20 protein-coding genes are annotated in these 18,478 nt (G+C 39.8%); 16 read left to right on the forward strand and 4 right to left on the reverse strand.

Annotated elements, in window-relative coordinates; genetic code table 11:
• Positions 1-26: 26 nt before the first annotated feature.
• Positions 27-1,808, reverse strand: a complete 1,782-nt coding sequence (locus OK025_RS17355) for an ABC transporter ATP-binding protein (protein WP_317665662.1) — start codon at positions 1,806-1,808, stop codon at positions 27-29.
• A gap of 181 nt (positions 1,809-1,989) precedes the next feature.
• Here OK025_RS17355 and OK025_RS17360 point away from each other — a divergent pair, with 181 nt between their 5' ends.
• The 4 genes from OK025_RS17360 to yajC are packed head-to-tail and all read left to right on the forward strand — an operon-like array spanning position 1,990 to position 4,915.
• Complete coding sequence (locus tag OK025_RS17360) at positions 1,990-3,069, forward strand: Glu/Leu/Phe/Val family dehydrogenase (protein ID WP_294182569.1); 1,080 nt, start codon at positions 1,990-1,992, stop codon at positions 3,067-3,069.
• Between the two features lie 60 nt (positions 3,070-3,129).
• Positions 3,130-4,077: a transcription antitermination factor NusB gene (gene nusB, locus OK025_RS17365; protein WP_317665665.1), complete on the forward strand. Its 948-nt coding sequence runs from the start codon at positions 3,130-3,132 to the stop codon at positions 4,075-4,077.
• Between the two features lie 29 nt (positions 4,078-4,106).
• On the forward strand, positions 4,107-4,568 hold the full coding sequence (locus OK025_RS17370; RefSeq protein ID WP_317665667.1) for a DUF1573 domain-containing protein: 462 nt from the start codon (positions 4,107-4,109) through the stop codon (positions 4,566-4,568).
• 26 nt (positions 4,569-4,594) lie between these two features.
• Positions 4,595-4,915: a preprotein translocase subunit YajC gene (yajC, locus tag OK025_RS17375; RefSeq protein WP_317665669.1), complete on the forward strand. Its 321-nt coding sequence runs from the start codon at positions 4,595-4,597 to the stop codon at positions 4,913-4,915.
• 111 nt (positions 4,916-5,026) lie between these two features.
• Here yajC and OK025_RS17380 read toward each other — a convergent pair whose 3' ends face one another.
• Positions 5,027-5,662 (reverse strand): hypothetical protein, encoded by a 636-nt coding sequence (locus tag OK025_RS17380; RefSeq protein ID WP_317665671.1) that lies wholly within the window; start codon positions 5,660-5,662, stop codon positions 5,027-5,029.
• A 306-nt stretch (positions 5,663-5,968) separates the two neighbouring features.
• On the opposite strand from OK025_RS17380, the gene OK025_RS17385 reads away from it, so the two are divergent.
• From OK025_RS17385 to OK025_RS17405, 5 genes are read left to right on the forward strand one after another with little or no spacing between them, the layout of a single operon-like run.
• A complete protein-coding gene (locus OK025_RS17385; protein WP_317665673.1) occupies positions 5,969-6,946 on the forward strand; it encodes a BtrH N-terminal domain-containing protein in 978 nt (325 codons plus the stop codon).
• Positions 6,947-6,995: 49 nt separating this feature from the next.
• Positions 6,996-7,946: a hypothetical protein gene (locus OK025_RS17390; protein ID WP_075993280.1), complete on the forward strand. Its 951-nt coding sequence runs from the start codon at positions 6,996-6,998 to the stop codon at positions 7,944-7,946.
• 10 nt (positions 7,947-7,956) lie between these two features.
• Complete coding sequence (gene coaE / locus OK025_RS17395; RefSeq protein WP_317665676.1) at positions 7,957-8,532, forward strand: dephospho-CoA kinase; 576 nt, start codon at positions 7,957-7,959, stop codon at positions 8,530-8,532.
• 1 nt (position 8,533) lies between these two features.
• Positions 8,534-9,007 carry a hypothetical protein gene (locus OK025_RS17400; protein WP_317665678.1) on the forward strand — a complete coding sequence of 158 codons (474 nt, stop codon included), beginning with the start codon at positions 8,534-8,536 and terminating at the stop codon, positions 9,005-9,007.
• Positions 8,926-9,489 (forward strand): hypothetical protein, encoded by a 564-nt coding sequence (locus tag OK025_RS17405; protein ID WP_317665680.1) that lies wholly within the window; start codon positions 8,926-8,928, stop codon positions 9,487-9,489. The genes OK025_RS17400 and OK025_RS17405 overlap by 82 nt, the downstream gene beginning before the upstream one ends.
• Positions 9,490-9,643: 154 nt before the next feature.
• On the opposite strand, the gene OK025_RS17410 is transcribed toward OK025_RS17405, so the two are convergent.
• Complete coding sequence (locus OK025_RS17410) at positions 9,644-10,051, reverse strand: hypothetical protein (RefSeq protein ID WP_075993279.1); 408 nt, start codon at positions 10,049-10,051, stop codon at positions 9,644-9,646.
• Between the two features lie 238 nt (positions 10,052-10,289).
• On the opposite strand from OK025_RS17410, the gene dinB reads away from it, so the two are divergent.
• The 7 genes from dinB (at position 10,290) to OK025_RS17445 (ending at position 18,235) form a co-directional block, all read left to right on the forward strand.
• The gene (gene dinB / locus OK025_RS17415) at positions 10,290-11,387 is read left to right on the forward strand and encodes a DNA polymerase IV (RefSeq protein ID WP_317665683.1); all 1,098 of its coding nucleotides are present in this window, start codon (positions 10,290-10,292) and stop codon (positions 11,385-11,387) included.
• Between the two features lie 145 nt (positions 11,388-11,532).
• Entirely contained in the window at positions 11,533-13,659 is a 2,127-nt protein-coding gene (locus tag OK025_RS17420) for a DPP IV N-terminal domain-containing protein (RefSeq protein WP_317665685.1), read from the forward strand.
• Positions 13,660-13,811: 152 nt separating this feature from the next.
• Positions 13,812-14,618: a beta-carotene 15,15'-monooxygenase gene (locus tag OK025_RS17425; RefSeq protein WP_317665687.1), complete on the forward strand. Its 807-nt coding sequence runs from the start codon at positions 13,812-13,814 to the stop codon at positions 14,616-14,618.
• A 15-nt stretch (positions 14,619-14,633) separates the two neighbouring features.
• Complete coding sequence (locus tag OK025_RS17430) at positions 14,634-15,791, forward strand: 1-deoxy-D-xylulose-5-phosphate reductoisomerase (protein WP_317665689.1); 1,158 nt, start codon at positions 14,634-14,636, stop codon at positions 15,789-15,791.
• A 16-nt stretch (positions 15,792-15,807) separates the two neighbouring features.
• Positions 15,808-17,133: an RIP metalloprotease RseP gene (rseP, locus tag OK025_RS17435; RefSeq protein ID WP_317665691.1), complete on the forward strand. Its 1,326-nt coding sequence runs from the start codon at positions 15,808-15,810 to the stop codon at positions 17,131-17,133.
• Positions 17,134-17,402: 269 nt separating this feature from the next.
• Positions 17,403-17,606 (forward strand): YwbE family protein, encoded by a 204-nt coding sequence (locus OK025_RS17440; RefSeq protein WP_046674525.1) that lies wholly within the window; start codon positions 17,403-17,405, stop codon positions 17,604-17,606.
• Positions 17,607-17,857: 251 nt separating this feature from the next.
• Complete coding sequence (locus tag OK025_RS17445) at positions 17,858-18,235, forward strand: response regulator (protein WP_088162127.1); 378 nt, start codon at positions 17,858-17,860, stop codon at positions 18,233-18,235.
• A 29-nt stretch (positions 18,236-18,264) separates the two neighbouring features.
• Here the strand turns inward: OK025_RS17445 and OK025_RS17450 are convergent, their stop codons facing one another.
• On the reverse strand, positions 18,265-18,477 hold the full coding sequence (locus OK025_RS17450; RefSeq protein WP_317665697.1) for a DUF6965 family protein: 213 nt from the start codon (positions 18,475-18,477) through the stop codon (positions 18,265-18,267).
• Between the last annotated feature and the right edge of the window lies 1 nt (position 18,478).

Genomic DNA, 18,478 nt, shown 5'->3' on the forward strand with positions numbered 1-18,478 from the left:
TTTAGCTGAATTCAGGGATATTTTAATTATCCTTCGACACTTTCCAGTAATTGCTTTTCATGGAGTTCAAAATATTCACCTCTTTTCTCCATCAATTCAGCATGTGTACCCTGTTCTACAATTTCGCCTTGATCCATCACCAATATATGGTCTGCATTCTTGATCGTCGAGATGCGATGGGCAATAAAAATACAGGTCTTGCCTTTCATGATGCGGCTTAGCGAACGTAGAATTGTTTCTTCTGTTTTTGTATCCACGGCGGAAAGACAGTCATCAAAAATCAATACTTTGGGTTCCTTAATTAAAGCGCGTGCGATGGATACCCGTTGTTTTTGTCCACCGGAGAGGGTGATACCACGTTCCCCAACGGCAGTTTCAAATCCATCTTCAAAAGCTATAATATTGTCGTATACAGCGGCATCTTTGGCGGCCTGTTCCACTTGTTCCTGTGTAAAGTGGTCTAAACCAAAGCCTATATTATTGGCAATGGTATCTGAAAATAGGAAAACATCTTGTGGGACAAATCCAACTTGTTGGCGCAAGCTTTTGAAATCAAGGTTTTTAATTTCTAGACTATCATAATGAATACTTCCTTTGTCAATATCATACATCCGAAGGAGTAAGTTGGCCAGCGTTGATTTTCCGGAGCCTGTTTTTCCGATAATAGCAAGTGTTTTGCCGATCGGAATTTGGAACGATATATTTTTAATCGCCTGAATACCTGTTTCGGGATAGGTAAAGGAGATTCCATCAACCCTGATCTCACCCGCGAGTTCTTTGGTAGCTGTTCCGTTAACAATAGGAGATTCCGTTTGAAGGAATTCGTTGATGCGTTTTTGCGAGGCCGCAGCACGTTGTACCAATGAGGTAACCCAAGCCAAAGACATGGCCGGGAAAGTCAACTGGTTGACATAGATGATAAACTCAGCGATGTTTCCGGCAGTCACTGTTCCTTTGGCAACTTCAATTCCACCGATATAAATGGTGATTACCGTACTGAGCCCAATAAGCAATAGAATAAGCGGAAAGAAAACAGCCTGTACTTTGACGAGATCAAGAGCCGTGTTGCGGTAAATGGTACTTTCCTTCTCAAATTCCTGCATTTTATTTTGTTCTCTGGTATAGGTCTTGATGACGCGGATACCTGCAAAAGTTTCCTGCACGAAAGAAGAAAGCTTCGCCAGTTGTTTCTGTATTTTTAAGCTACGCTTGTTAATAATCTTGTTGACAAATAAAATAATAACCGATAGGACCGGTATTGGCGCCAATGCATAGGTAGCCAAGCGTCCATTGACGCTATACATCGCATAGATGACCATGATCGATAAAACTACCGTATTGATCGCATACATGATAGCGGGGCCTAAGTAGTTACGTACCTGATTGACATCTTCGGTGGCTCGGCTCATGAGATCTCCGGTATTGTTCTTCCGAAAGAAACCGAAGTTTAAATCTTGGTAGTGATTATAGATCTCATTTTTGAGGTCGTATTCAATATAACGCGAGGTTAAAATAATCGTCTGACGCATAAAGAATAAAAATATGCCCCGCAAGAGCGACAGTAGGAGGACGACGAAACCAAAAAACAGGAGGCTGGTGCCAAATACCTTGTAGATGAGTTCCTGTCTGTCGAAACCATCAAATAGACGGTATAGATAGATGTTTTCCTGTACCAAATCAAATGCTTCGCGAATTACCTTTGCCGGCAATACCCCGAAATAGTTGGAGATGATAACAAAAATAACCCCTGGAACCAGTTTCCAGCGGTATTTATAAAAGTACTTATTTAAGTAGGCGAGATCCTTCATATTACGAATACAAAAGTAGGACTAATTCATCAAAATGCTTTACGATTTGAGTGAATTTACTGTCATTCGGAAATCAAATGTTAAGTCTTGGATAAAAAAAGTTGTTATGCACAACGAATAATTTTCCTACTTTTGCATCAAGTACCTTAAAAAATTAAAACAAATTAGAGTAGTACATTTTATGTCAACATCTCAAAATTCTATTTTTGAATTGATGAGCCAGTCTGGCCATCAAAACTTATTTTTCTGTAATGATGAATTGGTGGGCTTGAAAGCTATCGTTGCGATCCATGATACAACCTTAGGGCCAGCGATAGGAGGGGTTCGTATGTTACCTTACGAAAGTACAGAAGAAGCTATTGAGGATGCTTTACGTTTATCCAAGGCCATTACGTATAAATCAGCCATCACTGGATTGAATTTAGGCGGTGGTAGTGCTGTTATTATTGGGAATAGCCGTTTGGACAAATCTGAGGTTTTATTGCGCCGTTTGGGCCAGTTTATTGAAGGATTGAATGGAAATTTCATTGCTTCTTTGGATGTAGGTACCACACAACGCGATTTAGAACATATTTATACCGAAACTGACCATGTTGCTGGTTTACCAAAAGCAATTCATGGCAGTGGTGTCGGTGATCCTTCAATCTTTGCAGCTCAGGGTGTTTATTTTGGTATAAAAGCCTGTTTAAAGGAATTGTACGGATCGGAAAATGTTGCTGGTAAAAAAGTTATTGTGCATGGCGTCGGTGGAGTTGGTGAGCGTTTAATTGCCATGTTACGTGAAGAGAATGCGCGTGTATATGTCAGCGATATTACGGAAGAAAAAATGTTGAAAGTAGCGGCCAAGTACAAAGCTGAGCCAATACCTTACGGTGAAGTATTTGATCACGAATTTGACGTATATTCTCCCTGTGCATTAGGTGGTACGGTAAATCCAGAATCCGCGCAGAAAATGCAATGTAAAATTATTGCCGGTTCGGCGAATAATCAATTGAAAGACGAACATGTTACAAGTTCTATCCTTCATGAAAGAGGTATATTATACGCCCCTGACTATTTGATCAACGCCGGTGCATTAATTGGCTGTTATTCAGAAATTCAAAATTATGGCGTAGATCACACTGAATTTGTGATCAAAAATATTTATAATGCGACTAGAGACGTATTGAAAAAATCAAAAGAAGAGAATATTTCTACTTTTGAAGCGGCTAATCGCATCGCGGAGAAGCGTATCCAAGATATTAAAAAAATCAAGAGATAGTCTTCATCCCAAAATCGTTCTTATTTATTATTTTATAAAAAAATCGTTCTTTAAATTACTATGTTAAACAGGAGACACCTGAGGGTAAAAGTAGTGCAAACGCTTTATGCGTACAGTCTTTCAGAAGATAAAGACATCAAAACATTTGAGAAAGCACTATTAAAAAATGTGGATGAAGTTTATGAGATGTATATGTGGACACTGAATCTTTTAGATGAAGTATCTGATTATGTCTTAATAGATGCAGAGGGTAGGGCTAATAAGTTTTTACCAACTGAAAAAGACTTGTCTTTAACGACCAAGTTAAGTACAAACACTTTTATTGAGTCATTGAGACAAAATCCACAATATGGAGAAGGTGTCAAAAAATATAAGATTTCCTGGAGCTTTGATCCGGAGATCGTGCGTACTGTATTTTTGCAGTTAAAGGACTCTGAAGCTTATTTGGAGTACTTGCAACAAGAAGATCGCTCGATCGGTACGGAAAAGGATATCATCAAGCATATCTTTAAAAAGATCATCTTAAAATCGCCGGTTATTGAGCAGGTTTTTGAAGAAAAATTCATCAACTGGCCGGTAGATAAAGAAGTATTGCAAGCTTTGATCGCGAAGACTTTTAAGAATTTTAGTTCTGAAGATCCACGTAAAAATAAACTTGCAGAAATTACGCAAAACTGGAATGATGATAGCGACTATATTATTGGATTGTTGGGTAAAACAATCCGCAATACAAATGAGTATCAAAAGCTTATCTCGGAGAAAACCAAGAATTGGGAATCAGATCGTATTGCTTTAATGGATACATTGTTGATGCGTATGGCAATATGTGAGTTGGTTAATTTTCCATCAATTCCTGTGAAAGTAACAATAAATGAGTATATTGAAATTTCTAAGGTATTCAGTACATTGAAAAGTAATACATTTATTAATGGTATCTTAGATAAAATATTGAACGATCTGAATCAACAGGGACGAATCCAGAAGGCAGGTCGGGGTTTAAAAGATTAAAACCAAACGCGCATAAATAATTTATACGAATGAAAAACTTTGGGAAATATTCAGTTTTAGCGTTGTCGACAGTACTTTTATTTTCTTGCGGAAATGCACAAAAGGGAAAGGAAGAAGGAACCAAGACAGCGACTGAAACAGCAGCTGCAGATAGCCTTTCTAAGGCAGCAGCACAATTGGGAAAAGTAGAATTTGAAGAGTCTGCATTTGATTTCGGTCAGGTAAAGGAAGGCGCACAGGTAAAACATACCTTTGTGTTGAAAAATTCGGGTGACGCGCCTGTTATTATCTCGAAAGTGACTGCTTCATGTGGTTGTACACAGCCTGAGTTTTCGAAAAGTCCTATTTTGCCGGGTGGAAAATCTGAGATCCATGTAACTTTCAATAGTGAAGGACAAGTTGGTAAACAGCAGAAGATCATTACGGTTCAATCGAATGCCTCTAATGGCCTGACGACAGTGCAGCTAAAAGGCGAAGTATTAGCAAAATAACACATTATTAAACGATATAATAACAAATGAATACAGTATTATTACAAGCAGCAGGTGGCGCCGGTTATGGTCAACTGATAATGATGGTTGGTCTAGTTGTGGTATTTTATTTCTTCATGATCAGACCACAGATGAAAAAGCAAAAAGACCATAAGAAATATATTGAGCAATTAGGTGTAAATTCAAAGGTGGTAACTACAGCTGGTATTCATGGCCGTATTGTAGAAGTATCAGACACGACTTTCTTAGTAGACGTAGGTTCGGGTGTAAAAATCCGTTTTGATAAATCAGCAATTGCTTTAGATGCTTCTAAAGCTGTTAACAACACGGAGAAGAGCGCTTCTTAAGCTTTTTCCTAAAAGAAATGAAAGCCAGTTTTCGTAGAAAACTGGCTTTTTTATGCTGTTAATAGAAAGCCCAGACGGAGCGTTCATATAAATTGCTAGCATAACAATGCTTTAGATTACTCCACAATAAATGGAATTCGAAAAACCGCCATCTAAGGTATCCCATATTCCGACATAGACATGGAAATCAGTGGTTTTTCGCTTTAACCGGTCAAATTGAAGGGAACAAGAACCTTCACTTACGCTTGCGATAGAAGTTCTTAAATGGGATTCATTAAACGGGTCCAATAATACCAGGTTGATTTTATATACGCTATCACTATATTGATCATCTGCTTCCCAGTTTAGGTCGATTACATCATTGTTGATACTGACTTGGCAGTTGGATAATGGGGTTAGCGGACCAGAAAATAGAAGCAGTCGTTCTGGATTAACAAAAGGGTTATTATCAGCGTCTATTTCGATGGCCTCCTTAAAAATATGTCGTTGTGCCAATTGGAATGCACCTACTCGACTTCCTTTTTCCGCTAAAAACTGGTAACCAAATTCGAGAAGCCGCTTATTATGGCCGGCAAACTTACCGGCTACTTGCTGTTTTTTTCTGTTTAAGAGCTCCGCAGCACTTGGTGGGGAGCTGCGTTTTCTTTTTGGGCCGCGCACCACATTTTGATCCTTCAACATGTAGGCACTCACCGATCCAAATTTACCAATAATAGGTCCATTCGGACCGTTTTGTAAAATTGCCATAGCTATTCCTCTTTTAGTTTATAATTCTTGTATTGAGCTTATTATCAATTTACTACTATTTTCTTAATTACTTCAGTAGTAACACTATTTTTACAGGGGGGTAGCAGGGGGTTAGCAGGGGATTGACCCCCGTTATACCCCTGTTAACCCCCTGTAAAACCCCTGTAAACCTTAAACATAATAGTTGTCAAATACAATCGTTTTTGGGATGTTATTCTCAACTGTTTTTCATTTGTTTTTAGTGTTTAATCCACTGCTGACATCGAGCTGTCGATTGAGGGAGTAACTTTATGAAAAAAAAACGATATGAAAAATCTTAGACCATTTGATGGACAGCATTGTGAAACAACGGCAACAGGTACATTACTTGCCCATATAGGCATTGAACTTTCCGAGCCGATGCTTTTTGGACTGGGGGAAGGCCTCAGTTTTATTTATTGGAAAATGAAAACCATGGATTTTCCATTTTTAGGCGGACGAATAAAACCAGATCTCCTGACGCAGCATATCTGCAAAAATCTCGGTCTAAAGCTCAGTGTTCATGAAACTTCTTCAAAAGTAAAAGCTTGGCAGGCTGTAAAACAGCTCTTGGATGGGGGGCAACCGGTAGGCTTAAAACTCGATGCCTATCACCTGGAATATTTTACAAAACCCTTTCATTTTGCGGGTCATTATGTAGCAATTTATGGTTATGACCATGATAATGCCTATTTAGTGGATACGAGGCAGCAGGGTGGAAGCGTACGTACATCTCTAGCTAGTTTGGCGCTAGCCAGGGCAGAGAAGGGGCCTATGGCGTCTAAAAATCTGTATTACACGATAGCAGGTACTGGCGGGGATTTGGACCTGAAAGAGGTGCTGATTGCTGCAATGGTCAATAATGCAAAGGAATATCTTGCACCGCCCATCAGCAACATTTCATATAAAGGAATTTTGAAAACTGCTGAGGAATTGACCAAATGGTACAAGACGAGCCATGCGATTGAAAGTGAGTTTAAAATGGCTGCAAATTTGATGGAAAAGGCAGGTACTGGGGGCGCTATGTTTCGAAATCTATATCGTGACTTTATTAAAGAAAGTTATGATCTGCTCGGAATAGAGCAGATCGCCGCGGTTCATCATGAGTTTGTGCAGATTGCATTATTGTGGACATCCTTGTCGGAATTGTTTAGTAAAATTGCGGAGACAGCCAGTTTTGATGATGTGCAGCAGGCATCAGAAATTTTCAGAACTCTTGCCACAAAAGAGAAAAATGCAATGGAAATATTGCTGTCTTTAAGATGAAATGCAGATAACAACACAGATTTTTACGCAAATTGATTAAGTTTGTATCATGGCGAATGCAGTTCGAATAAATAAGACCCAACGGCGTAAGATTAATGTCTTCGTGCGTTGTGTTGGAATTTCGTTGTTAGCTTGGTTATTGTTTTCGATCTCCAATCAATATACTGTTTCTGTCAAGGCGGCGATTGAATATGTCAATCTTCCCGAGAAACGCGCATTTCACCCCCAGCAATCCGATACGGTAAAAGTGAAGCTGGAGATGACAGGATGGCAATTCCTGTTTTCCAAAGCTGCTTTGGAAACCCCAAAGGTTCAGGTGGACCTAAGCTCTTTAAAAACCAAAGACTGGATTGTTTTTTCCAACCAATTGGGTTTTATCAACCGGCAGTTTCCGCATGAACAGCGCGTGGTGTCGGTCAGCCCGGATACCTTGTTTTTTGATTTTTCCAAACAGACCCAACGTAAGGTACCCGTAAAACCCCTTGCAAATATCGGATTTAAACGCGGTTACGGTTTTATCGCTGATACCAAAGTTACACCAGCTTATGTGACAATAACCGGACCTTACGAGGATGTTTCGGCGATTGAGTATTGGGAAACGGATACCGTTCGTGGAAAGGAAGTCGAAACCGACGTTCGGACCGTGGCCAACCTGGCACGTAACCAAAAAGCGAATATCAATGTTTATCCGACTTCGGTCGAGGTGCTCATGCCTGTAGGTGAATTGACCGAGAAAATAATCGAGTTGCCCGTAAAAGTAGAGAATGGCCAACGTTATAGTTCGGTCAGGCTTAGTCCGAGCAAAGTTGTCGTCACGGTGTTGATGTCCGTCAAAGATTATAATAACTATACATCGCGTGATTTTGAGGCTGTGGTAGACCTGGCAGACTGGGAGAAGAATGAGGTGCAATATCTACCCATTTTGCTGACCAAAGTACCTGACTATTGTAAGGTAATCAGTATTGTCCCTCAAAACGTGGACTTTTTTGTACGTAAATAAAAATATTTTCATGAAGATTGGAATAACAGGCGGAATTGGGTCAGGTAAGACATTTATCTGTCAGCTTTTTAAAGCCATGGCTGTACCTGTTTATAATGCTGATGAGGAAGCCAAGAAGCTAATGAATACCGATTTGCGGATCAAAGCACGCTTGATTGCGGAGTTCGGCGAAGAGACCTATAAGAATGGGAAACTGGATCGGGCTTTTTTGGCTGAACAGATATTCTCCGACAAGGCGAAGCTCGAACTTGTGAACAGCATTGTACACCCCATCGTTATTCAGGCGGCAAAGGACTGGGCCGAACAGCAAAAGTCACGTTATTCACTCAAAGAGGCTGCTTTGCTTTTTGAAAGTGGGTCCTACAAAGATCTTGATTATACCATACTGGTTACTGCGCCTTTACCCATACGCGTTAAACGTGTCATGGAGCGTGATGCTGTTACTGAGGAACAGGTCATGGAGCGAATTAATAAGCAACTATCTGACGAAGAAAAATTAAAATTGGCAGACTTCGTCATCATTAATGATGGAACCACTCCGCTATTACCGCAGGTGTGGACTTTGCATCAAAAGTTTCTAAAATAATATGATGTCTACACTATTGGCTGACTTCTTAGTCAGAAAGCCAGAAGGCTATTACTGCCGTTATGGTGATTTTTTTATTGATGCCAGCAATCCCGTTATGCACAATGTCGTTTCTCATGCTCATGGCGATCATGCCAGTTCAGGACACGACTATGTTTATGCCACACAGGCGACCTCACTGTTTATGACTTATCGGTATAAACAAAATCGCAAAGATTCTTATCAGGTCAAATTGTTTAATAGTCCCTTTAAAATAGGCGCGGTCGAAATCACATTTTTACCAGCAGGTCATATACTGGGTTCAGCACAGATTCTAATGGAATATCGGGGGTACGTTACTTGTACACCGGCGATTATAAATTACAAACTGATGATACCTGTGAACCGATCGAAGTGCAGCAGGCCGATGTCCTCATTACGGAAAGTACCTTTGCAAATCCCGAGATTATCCATCCCGATCCGGCGGAGGAGATAAAAAAACTTGATGGACATGCCAGTAATATCTTATTAGGTACTTATGTGTTGGGCAAGGCGCAGCGAATTACTGATTTGATCAACAGGTACTGCCCAGATCGAAAAGTGCTTGTGCATAGTGGAATATTGCCCTACCATCGCCTTTATGATCAACACGGGCTGAAGAAGTTAGACTATGAGCCCTACAACAGAAAAGAAATGAAACAGGGCGAACAGAACAAAGTGTACTTGGTACCGCCGATGACCTTCAATAGTTATTTTAGGGCGACCAAAGTATTACGCGCATTTGCCTCAGGCTGGAAACGTTTACAGGCACAGAATGATATCGAGCTGTATATTTCTGATCATGTGGACTGGAATGACATTCTTCAGTACATTAAAATGGTAAATCCCAAAGAAGTTTGGACACTACACGGTGACGGAAGCATTTTAAAACGTTATTTTAACGAAAAATTGATCGTCCGGGATGTGCTTTCTGCATAAATAGGCCTTTTCGAAAAATCTTCTATCGGAAACGCAAATGCGGCGGACAATAAGCAGCTCATGGAAGGGGGCACCCCTACAATAGCGTACTGATGTAGTTTAACTTATTTAAACGGAACTTCGATAACTCCGCTGGTAAACACGGCGGAGTTCGCTATTTCATATTGACAATTTTGTCAACGATATAAACCGTGTTTCCACGCCAGGGAAGCACACCATGGTATTCTTTGTAGCGCAGATCGAAGTATTTTCCACTATTGAGCTCCAATTGACGGAATATAGAATCATCTTCAATGGAAAATTCAAATTGATTGCTGGCGATACCACCCGTTTTGATACTTCCAAATCCCTCCTGAATGAGCTTGCCTTCGTAGGTCTTGAAAATATTGCCCTTTTTTACAGCATAATTAAGATAGCCAGATTTTACACCTTCACCGAATACATAGTAATATTTCCAGTAAACGTAGGAACCGGCCCCCACAAGGAGGAAAAGGATCAGCAGGAGTAAGAACTTCTTAAATCCGGATTTTTTCGGTTTTTGTTCGGGTAAATTTTCCATCATGTGTGCTAATTAAAACCATTTAATGCAGTGCCTGGGACTATGCGCCGGAACGATGATTTTTCTGTCCAACGGATAGGTTCACCTAAAGATAAATAATTAACAGCATAATGACGAATGCATTATACCTAGATTAACGCTTGGCGAGCCTAGTGATTGTCGTTTTTTGCTGTGTTGCTAATTCTATTAGTTATTTTTTGGTTTTCTTAGTCTATAATGCTAATTTTTGTAAATTTGGATCATGGATTCCGAACAGGTACATCGCAAGATTATTCATTTGGATATGGATGCATTTTATGCCTCTGTAGATCAGCGTGATTTTCCCGAATATCGGGGAAAAGCGATTGCAGTAGGTGGTTCCCCGGATGGGAGGGGAGTAGTTGCAACGGCCAGTTACGAAGCGCGAAAGTTTGGCGTCAAATCTGCTATGAGCTCCCGAAAGGCTCTTCAGTTGTGCCCCCATATTATCTTTACCTATCCTCGCTTTGATGTTTATCGTCAGGTTTCCTACCAAATTCGGGAGATTTTTCTCCGTTATACGGATTTAATCGAGCCGCTTTCCCTGGATGAAGCTTTTTTGGATGTGACCATAGACAAACAGGGGATTGGTTCGGCTATTGATATCGCCAAAGCCATTAAAGAGGCTATCAAAGAAGAGTTGAATCTGACCGTCTCTGCTGGTGTTTCCGTCAATAAATTTGTTGCAAAGATTGCCTCAGATATGGACAAGCCCAACGGCTTAACATTTATAGGTCCTTCGAAAATTGTCAAGTTCATGGAATCATTGCCCGTGGATAAATTTTTTGGCGTAGGAAAAGTAACCGCGAAAAAAATGCACGAACTGGGGCTTTTTACCGGGCTCGATTTAAAAAAACAACGCGAGGAGGATTTGGTGCGCTGGTTTGGAAAGACTGGGCACTTTTTTTACCGTATCGTACGCGGGATCGACGACCGTCCTGTTGTTCCCAATCGCAGCAGTAAATCGGTTGGGATTGAGGATACGTTTGGCGAGGATGTAGAAGCATTTGAAGAATTAAATACCATTTTGCAACGGCTCTGCAAACAGTTGTGGACACGCATCGGGAAAAAGGAAATCTCTGGAAGAACCTTAACCATAAAAATTAAATATGCCGATTTTGTTCAGTTGACACGGAGTATAACCTTAGAAAATAGTTTTGATTCGGAAGACAAAATTTACGCCACTGCCCATAGTTTGTTGAGTAAGGTTGAGCTGGTGAACAAAGTGAGGTTGTTGGGTGTTTCGATATCAAATTTTGTGGAAGAAGCTGATTTTCCAAAGGAAGGTATTCAGCTAAAACTTTTCGAACATCGTCCTTAGCAAGGAATCATCCGGTTTAATCAAGTCTTTGCTAAGCCATTATGGTACGCGCAATCTGAATTAAGCTTGTTACAGGCAAAATCGTCGTTATTTGCCACAATTCTTTATCTTAGCCAAAATAATTAATAAACATATCCAAAAATTAATGAATACGGTATCAAGAGTACTCTTAGGTGCGTCTATCGTTTTTTTAGTGCATGAGGTTGGTTTTGCACAAAAGAAATTGGATTTTGCACAGTCCTGGGGGCAAAAGCCATCGTTGACAGTTCGTACGAATCAGTATCCTGGCTGGGCGGACGCGACAGCTTATCTGGAAAATGATGTAAATGATGGTCGTTTATATCAGGTTAACATTAAATCAGGTCACAGAAGCATTTATACAGTTCCTCCTAAAGAAGGGACGGTTGTCTATGTCGAAAACAATGATATCTTCCTGAAAAGTACAGATGGTGTAGCCAAGAAGTTGACCAACTCTCCTGATGTTGCGGAACAGAATCCGACCTTATCGCCGGATGGTAAATATGTTGCCTTTACCCGCAAAAGCAATTTGTATAGCGTGGACGTGACATCGGGAAAAGAAATGCAATATACAAATGATGGTACCGACGTGATTTACAACGGTTGGTCATCTTGGGTATATTACGAGGAAATTCTTGGGCGTCCAACAAAATACAAAGCCTTTTGGTGGTCTCCGGACAGCCGTAAAATCGCCTTCATGCGTTTCGATGATACCAAGGTTCCTATGTTTCCGATCTATTCGTCCAAAGGCCAGCATGGTTACCTGGAGGAGACAAGATACCCCAAAGCCGGTGATCCAAATCCGGAAGTGAAGGTGGGTATCGTTCATCTCGATGGGGGGAACGTTACCTGGGCTGATTTCAACGAAAAAGATGATCAGTATTTTGGGCAGCCTTACTGGGCCTTTGATAGCAAAAATGTGATGGTGCAGTGGATGAACAGGGATCAGACCAATTTGAAGTTTTATCAGGTGGATCCGAATTCTGGCTCGAAAAAAGAAATCTACGATGAGCGCCAGGCTTCATGGATCAATTTGGATCACGATGAGCGTATCACCTATCTTGCGGACAACAAGTATTATATCTTAAAATCGGATAAGACTGGCTGGGCGCATTACTACCTCTATAAATTGGATGGAACATTGGTCAATCCAATTACTTCCGGCGAATGGCAGGTAACCGAATTAAAACGGATTGATGAAAAAAATAAGGTGATCTATTTTACCGCACGTAAAGAAAACTCGGCACGTTTTGATTTGTACCGCGTGGATTATTCGGGTAAAAACTTAAAACGTTTGACTTTCGGCGAATACTCACACGATGTCAATGTATCGCCTGATGGCAAGTACTTTATTACCAAATACTCCAATGTGAGTACACCCGATCGGTTTGCTTTGTTGGATAACCAAGGTAAAGTCGTCCGTCAGTTAGCAGATAGTAAAGCGGCTGATTTTGCTTCCTATACCTACGGTAAAACCGAATACTTACATCTTAAATCAGATGACGGTTTGTTCGATCTTCCATTGACAATTACTTACCCGACAGATTTCGATAAATCAAAAGTTTACCCTGTTGTTTTCAGTATCTATGGCGGTCCAGATGCTGGAACGGTAAAAGATACCTGGAAAGGAACGAATAATCAATATTGGGCTAATGAAGGAATCATTCAAGTCTCTGCAGATCACCGGGCATCTGGTCATTTTGGTAAACAAGGTGTTGCTTATATGCACCGCAATCTTGGCCACTGGGAGATTATTGATTATTCAACGATTGTTAAATGGTTAAAATCTCAACCTTGGGTAGCTAAAAACAAAGTGCTTATCACCGGGCATAGCTACGGAGGTTATATGACTTGTTTAGCGATGACGAAGGCTGCAGATGTATTTGATTTCGGTATTGCGGGTGCACCCGTAACCTCATGGGATCTGTACGATAGTCATTATACTGAAAGATGGATGGATACGCCTCAAGACAATCCTGAAGGCTATAAAGCGGGTTCTGTGTTGACCTATGCAAATAACTATAAAGGCGTTTTGCGTATTATGCATGGCGATATGGATGATAATGTTCATTTACAGAATACAATCCAACTTGTCGATAAATTGACAGATCGAAGTGTTCCTTTTGAGTTGATGATCTATCCGGGAAGCCGTCATGGATTTGACCGTTCGAAAAGTAAATATGATTCTAATGAGCGTGCACGTTTCTACTACCAATACTTATTGGAGAAGCCGCTTCCCAAAGAATTTAAATAGGCATAGTTCGATATACCCTATAAAATCCCCTGTCCATTCGGATAGGGGATTTTTTTATGTTAAATATTATAAAAAAAATGATTTTTATGGGAGTGTAAATTGTTGAAAATTAAAAAATATGGCATCTTTGTAGAAGTTTATTCAAAGAAAAAATGATTCAATTCCTAAAGGAAAGTACTTTTGCCGTTAATGAGGTTTTTAATAAGTCATGGGAGCTGCTGAAAAGACATTATTTTTCAGTGGCAGGGCTTTGTTTTTTATTGTTCGTGACCTCCGGACTCTCCAATTATCTTGCGACTACCATCAGTGATTTCAATGTGGTGTTGAGTGGTTTCATGGCGTTTTTTTTCATGGTGATGTATTTCGGATTGAATATGACTTTATTTAAGTATATCTTAAGTCTGATTGATGGAAATCATGATAAGAAACTGATTCAATGTATTCCCAGCTCAAAGGAGCTTGTCTATTTTTTTGGTGCCATGTTAAGTATAATGGTGCTCTCCATAGCACTGCTGATGATTTTAGGAGCCGTTTCTTTACCATTCCTTTATCTATTTGAAAATGGTGACAATCGGATGGAGCTGATGAGTAACTTTACGATGTTTGTTGTTTTTGTCGCGGCAATATTGACTTTCATCTTGATTATTAGAGTGGCATTTTATCCATTTTTCATTATCGATAAACACGCGGGCACATTGAGGTCATTACGATTCAGTTTTGCACTGACAAAGGGCAATGTATTCAAACTATTATTGATTTTGGCTGTATTTGCTTTTTTCCAGTTATTACAGATGTATTTTAATTATTTAGAATATTACATAATTTTTATTATTTTGAACCTCGTGAGTTCTTTCTTGGTGGTACCTTTGGCTAGTATTGTTGTTTCGGTCGCTTACCGATCCATGATGGCGGATTACCATGGGGGAGAGGATCCAAAGATTTTAAATAATATATTTTAATTAATAGCAAAGGTTTTGAGTAAAAAAGGAATTGCCATTTTAGGGGCAACGGGAAGTATAGGTACACAAGCCTTGGATGTGATTCGAGCCTTTCCTACTAAATTTAAAGCAATCGTTCTGACCTGTGGTAGCAATGCCACATTGTTGGTTAAACAGGCCTTGGAGTTTAAGCCCAAGGCGGTTGTCGTAACAGATTCCCTTCAGTATAGTTATGTGCAGGATGCTTTAAAAGGACATGATATTGCTGTTCTTTTGGGGGAAGCTGGACTGGTTGAAGTGGTGCAGTACGAAGAAGTAGATGTTGTTTTGAATGCGATCGTTGGATCTGCGGGATTAAAACCTACTGTTAAAGCGATTCAATCGAAAAAAGATATTGCGCTGGCCAATAAGGAGACGCTGGTTGTCGCCGGTGAGCTGATTATGGCTTTGGTGAAAGAATATGGTGTACGCATGCTTCCTGTCGATTCGGAGCATTCGGCGATCTTCCAGTGTTTGGCTGGCGAGGAGCATAATCCAATCGAGAAAATATATATCACAGCTTCCGGTGGACCCTTTCGTGGTAAAAAGAGAGCAGATCTTCTCGCAGTGACCAAGGCTGAAGCCTTGAAACATCCCAATTGGTCGATGGGTGCCAAAATTACGATTGACTCAGCTTCCTTGATGAATAAAGGGCTAGAAGTGATTGAAGCAAAATGGCTCTTCAATCTGTCAATAGATCAGGTCGATGTGATTGTACATCCCCAGTCTATTGTACATTCGCTGGTTCAGTTTCAGGATGGATCCATGAAGGCCCAAATGGGGGTTCCTGATATGAAATTGCCGATCCAATATGCACTGACCTTTCCGGCACGTTTTGAAAACAGTTTTGAGCGATTTAATTTCATGGACTATCCAACGCTCAGTTTTGAAAAAGCAGACATGGAAACTTTTCGGAATTTGGCACTTGCTTATGAGAGCCTTCGTGCCGGCGGAAATAGAAGCTGTGTATTAAATGCAGCCAATGAAGTTGTTGTGGATGCCTTCCTGAAAGATCAAGTTGGTTTTTTGGAGATGAGTGATATTATTGAACAGACATTAGATAAAGTAGAATTCATTACGACACCGACGCTGGATGATTATCTGGAGACGGATCGTGTCGCAAGATTAATAACGAAGGAAATAATCAAAGATTAAATTTTAAAAAGCATACATGGGTGTTTTAATTATGGTCGGACAAGTGATTTTAGGCTTGTCAATTTTAATTGTTCTACATGAGTTAGGACATTTCTTAGCAGCGCGTGCATTTGGTATCAAGGTGGAAAAATTTTATCTGTTCTTTGATGCCTGGGGAGTGAAATTATTTAAATTCAATTATAAAGGATGTGAATATGGTATTGGCTGGTTGCCTTTAGGTGGTTATGTCAAGATTGCGGGTATGATCGATGAATCGATGGATACCGAGCAATTAAAGGGTGAGCCACAACCTTGGGAATTTAGATCAAAACCAGCTTGGCAACGTTTAATCGTTATGCTTGGGGGGATTATTGTCAATATTGTGGTCGGCGTTGTTGTTTTTTGGATGCTGACTTTTAAAATGGGCAATACAGATATCAAAATGGATCAGCTGGTAAACGGTATTGTTCCGGGATCCATTGGTGAATCCATCGGTTTGAAAGCTGGTGATAAAGTGATTTCAATAGACGGTCACCGTATCGAAAATTACTCGGAGTTGATCAGTTCTAAAGTATTGATGGGCGGAGTGGCGCTTACAGTTGAACGCAACGGTGCAACAACAGAAGTAAAAGTTCCGGCCGATTTATTGAATACGCTTTCAGATAAGAAAGGGGAAAAGTTTATCGAGCCACGTGTTAAAACAACAAGTGTTGCTGAAGTATCACCTGGGTCGGCAGCAAGTAAAATGGGTTTTGTGAAAGGCGATAGCATTATTGCAGTGAATGGGGTACAGGTTCCTTTCTTCGACGAGTTTAAAGCACAAATAAAAGCGAATATTAATAAAGCTGTAGCAATTAAAGTCGTACGCAAAGGTGATGAAGTTTCCTTGCAAGGCAATGTTCCTGCGGATGCCATGCTGGGAATAGGCATTAACCGTGATTATTCCATCAAATCTTTTACAACGCAATATAGCTTGATGGAGGCATTTCCAATCGGCGCTAAAAAAGCTTTCACCGTGATTACCGACAACGCCAAAGGATTTGGCAAGATTTTCAAAGGGGAGGTACGTGCCGATAAAGCATTATCTGGCCCAATTGGAATTGCTACCTTGTTCGGCACAGAAGTGGACTGGATCCGTTTTTGGTCCTTAGTAGGGATGTTGTCTATGGCATTGGCATTTATGAACCTATTGCCTATTCCAGCTTTGGATGGCGGTCACGTATTGTTCTTGTTGGTTGAAATGATACAAGGCAAACCATTGAGCGAAAAATTCCTGGAGAAAGCACAAATGGTCGGTTTCTTTATTTTATTGGCTTTAATGGTCTTTATATTCGGAAACGATATTTTTAAGCTATTTAAATAAATGAAATTTGTCAGCCAGCCGAAAGGCTGATGACTTGCATACCATAAAAAGGACTTAAAGCCAATCATGGTCGGAAGAAATTCCGACCATTTTTTATGGTATGGAAGTGTAGTATAGAATAGGATTACGTTCGGTTTATACCATTCATCTATACTATTGGCTTTCATTTGATTTCATAGCGCCTGTTCCATAGAGCAAGATGAAGGATTTTCTAACAATAAATTGTTTATTTATATTGCATTTAAAAAACAATTTTTCTAAGTTTGACCATGGATGGAAGAAATAGAGCAGATGTAAAGCCAGGTATGTTGGTGAATATAATCTTAAAAAAGGACCAACGTACAGGAAATTTAACAGAAGGCATAGTGAAAGACTTGCTGACATCATCCTCATATCATTCGAGGGGAATTAAAGTCAGGTTGACGGATGGCCAAGTAGGAAGAGTGGCTGAAATTATTGAAGATGATTTTTAAGGTATAGGCTACCGATCTTTATTTCTCTTTACTTAATCTTTTCTAACGGTATTGACACGGAGAGATTTACTACCTATGATGTTCTTATTGTATAAATCAAACTAAAAGCTTGTTGGATTGTTAATAGGGAACATTTTGAAATAAAATTTGTATAATAACATAATTATTGCTAACTTTTTTCTGTATTTTTTATTTTATTACATATTTATATAATATTGTTTTTATAATTATTAAAATGATAGCTTTTTCAAATGGATACCAAAAATAAATGTACGGTTGTCTACGCAGATGATGCGCTGATTCATCATGTGTTGATGCGAGCTATGGCTCAATCTCATTTATTGGATTTGGTTTATTGTGCTTCCAATGGTAGGGATTTAATCGACTACCTCGATGAAAACGAGCACGAACTTCCTGAAATATGTATATTAGATCTGCATATGCCTGTATTAAACGGGATAGAAACGGCAAAAATCATACGGGAGCGGTTTCCCTCTATTCGAATATTTGGGCTGACATCAAGTAGTGATGAGAATGAACGGATGGAATTGCGGGACGCTGGGGCAGAAGAGATCTTTTCGAAAGAACAGATGCCACTATTAATGAAACAACTTGCTCCTAGCATATAGCTATAAATAAAGAAGAGGTCTAACAGATGTTAGGCCTCTTCTTTATTTTCTAAAGCATCCTTGAATTTAAGAAGTCTAATCCAGGATGGACATTTGTTTAGATCTTTTTTCCATAATCCAACATGGATAAAACTTGTGCTCAAGAAACGTTGTACGTCGAAGACCTGCATATCTTGCTGTATTTCTAACGATTCAGGCAAGTCTTTGGATTGAAAATAGTGTTGTAATTCTTCTGGAGTCATA

This window comes from Sphingobacterium sp. UGAL515B_05, assembly GCF_033097525.1.
In the GTDB taxonomy this organism is placed as follows: Bacteria; Bacteroidota; Bacteroidia; order Sphingobacteriales; family Sphingobacteriaceae; genus Sphingobacterium.

Bases quoted from the DNA above. Each gene is read 5' to 3' on its own strand.
- OK025_RS17355 (WP_317665662.1), bottom strand. From the start codon at position 1,808: ATGAAGGATCTCGCCTACTTAAATAAGTACTTTTATAAATACCGCTGG.
- OK025_RS17360 (WP_294182569.1), top strand. From the start codon at position 1,990: ATGTCAACATCTCAAAATTCTATTTTTGAATTGATGAGCCAGTCTGGC.
- nusB (WP_317665665.1), top strand. From the start codon at position 3,130: ATGTTAAACAGGAGACACCTGAGGGTAAAAGTAGTGCAAACGCTTTAT.
- OK025_RS17370 (WP_317665667.1), top strand. From the start codon at position 4,107: ATGAAAAACTTTGGGAAATATTCAGTTTTAGCGTTGTCGACAGTACTT.
- yajC (WP_317665669.1), top strand. From the start codon at position 4,595: ATGAATACAGTATTATTACAAGCAGCAGGTGGCGCCGGTTATGGTCAA.
- OK025_RS17380 (WP_317665671.1), bottom strand. From the start codon at position 5,662: ATGGCAATTTTACAAAACGGTCCGAATGGACCTATTATTGGTAAATTT.
- OK025_RS17385 (WP_317665673.1), top strand. From the start codon at position 5,969: ATGAAAAATCTTAGACCATTTGATGGACAGCATTGTGAAACAACGGCA.
- OK025_RS17390 (WP_075993280.1), top strand. From the start codon at position 6,996: ATGGCGAATGCAGTTCGAATAAATAAGACCCAACGGCGTAAGATTAAT.
- coaE (WP_317665676.1), top strand. From the start codon at position 7,957: ATGAAGATTGGAATAACAGGCGGAATTGGGTCAGGTAAGACATTTATC.
- OK025_RS17400 (WP_317665678.1), top strand. From the start codon at position 8,534: ATGATGTCTACACTATTGGCTGACTTCTTAGTCAGAAAGCCAGAAGGC.
- OK025_RS17410 (WP_075993279.1), bottom strand. From the start codon at position 10,051: ATGATGGAAAATTTACCCGAACAAAAACCGAAAAAATCCGGATTTAAG.
- dinB (WP_317665683.1), top strand. From the start codon at position 10,290: ATGGATTCCGAACAGGTACATCGCAAGATTATTCATTTGGATATGGAT.
- OK025_RS17420 (WP_317665685.1), top strand. From the start codon at position 11,533: ATGAATACGGTATCAAGAGTACTCTTAGGTGCGTCTATCGTTTTTTTA.
- OK025_RS17425 (WP_317665687.1), top strand. From the start codon at position 13,812: ATGATTCAATTCCTAAAGGAAAGTACTTTTGCCGTTAATGAGGTTTTT.
- rseP (WP_317665691.1), top strand. From the start codon at position 15,808: ATGGGTGTTTTAATTATGGTCGGACAAGTGATTTTAGGCTTGTCAATT.
- OK025_RS17440 (WP_046674525.1), top strand. From the start codon at position 17,403: ATGGATGGAAGAAATAGAGCAGATGTAAAGCCAGGTATGTTGGTGAAT.
- OK025_RS17445 (WP_088162127.1), top strand. From the start codon at position 17,858: ATGGATACCAAAAATAAATGTACGGTTGTCTACGCAGATGATGCGCTG.
- OK025_RS17450 (WP_317665697.1), bottom strand. From the start codon at position 18,477: ATGACTCCAGAAGAATTACAACACTATTTTCAATCCAAAGACTTGCCT.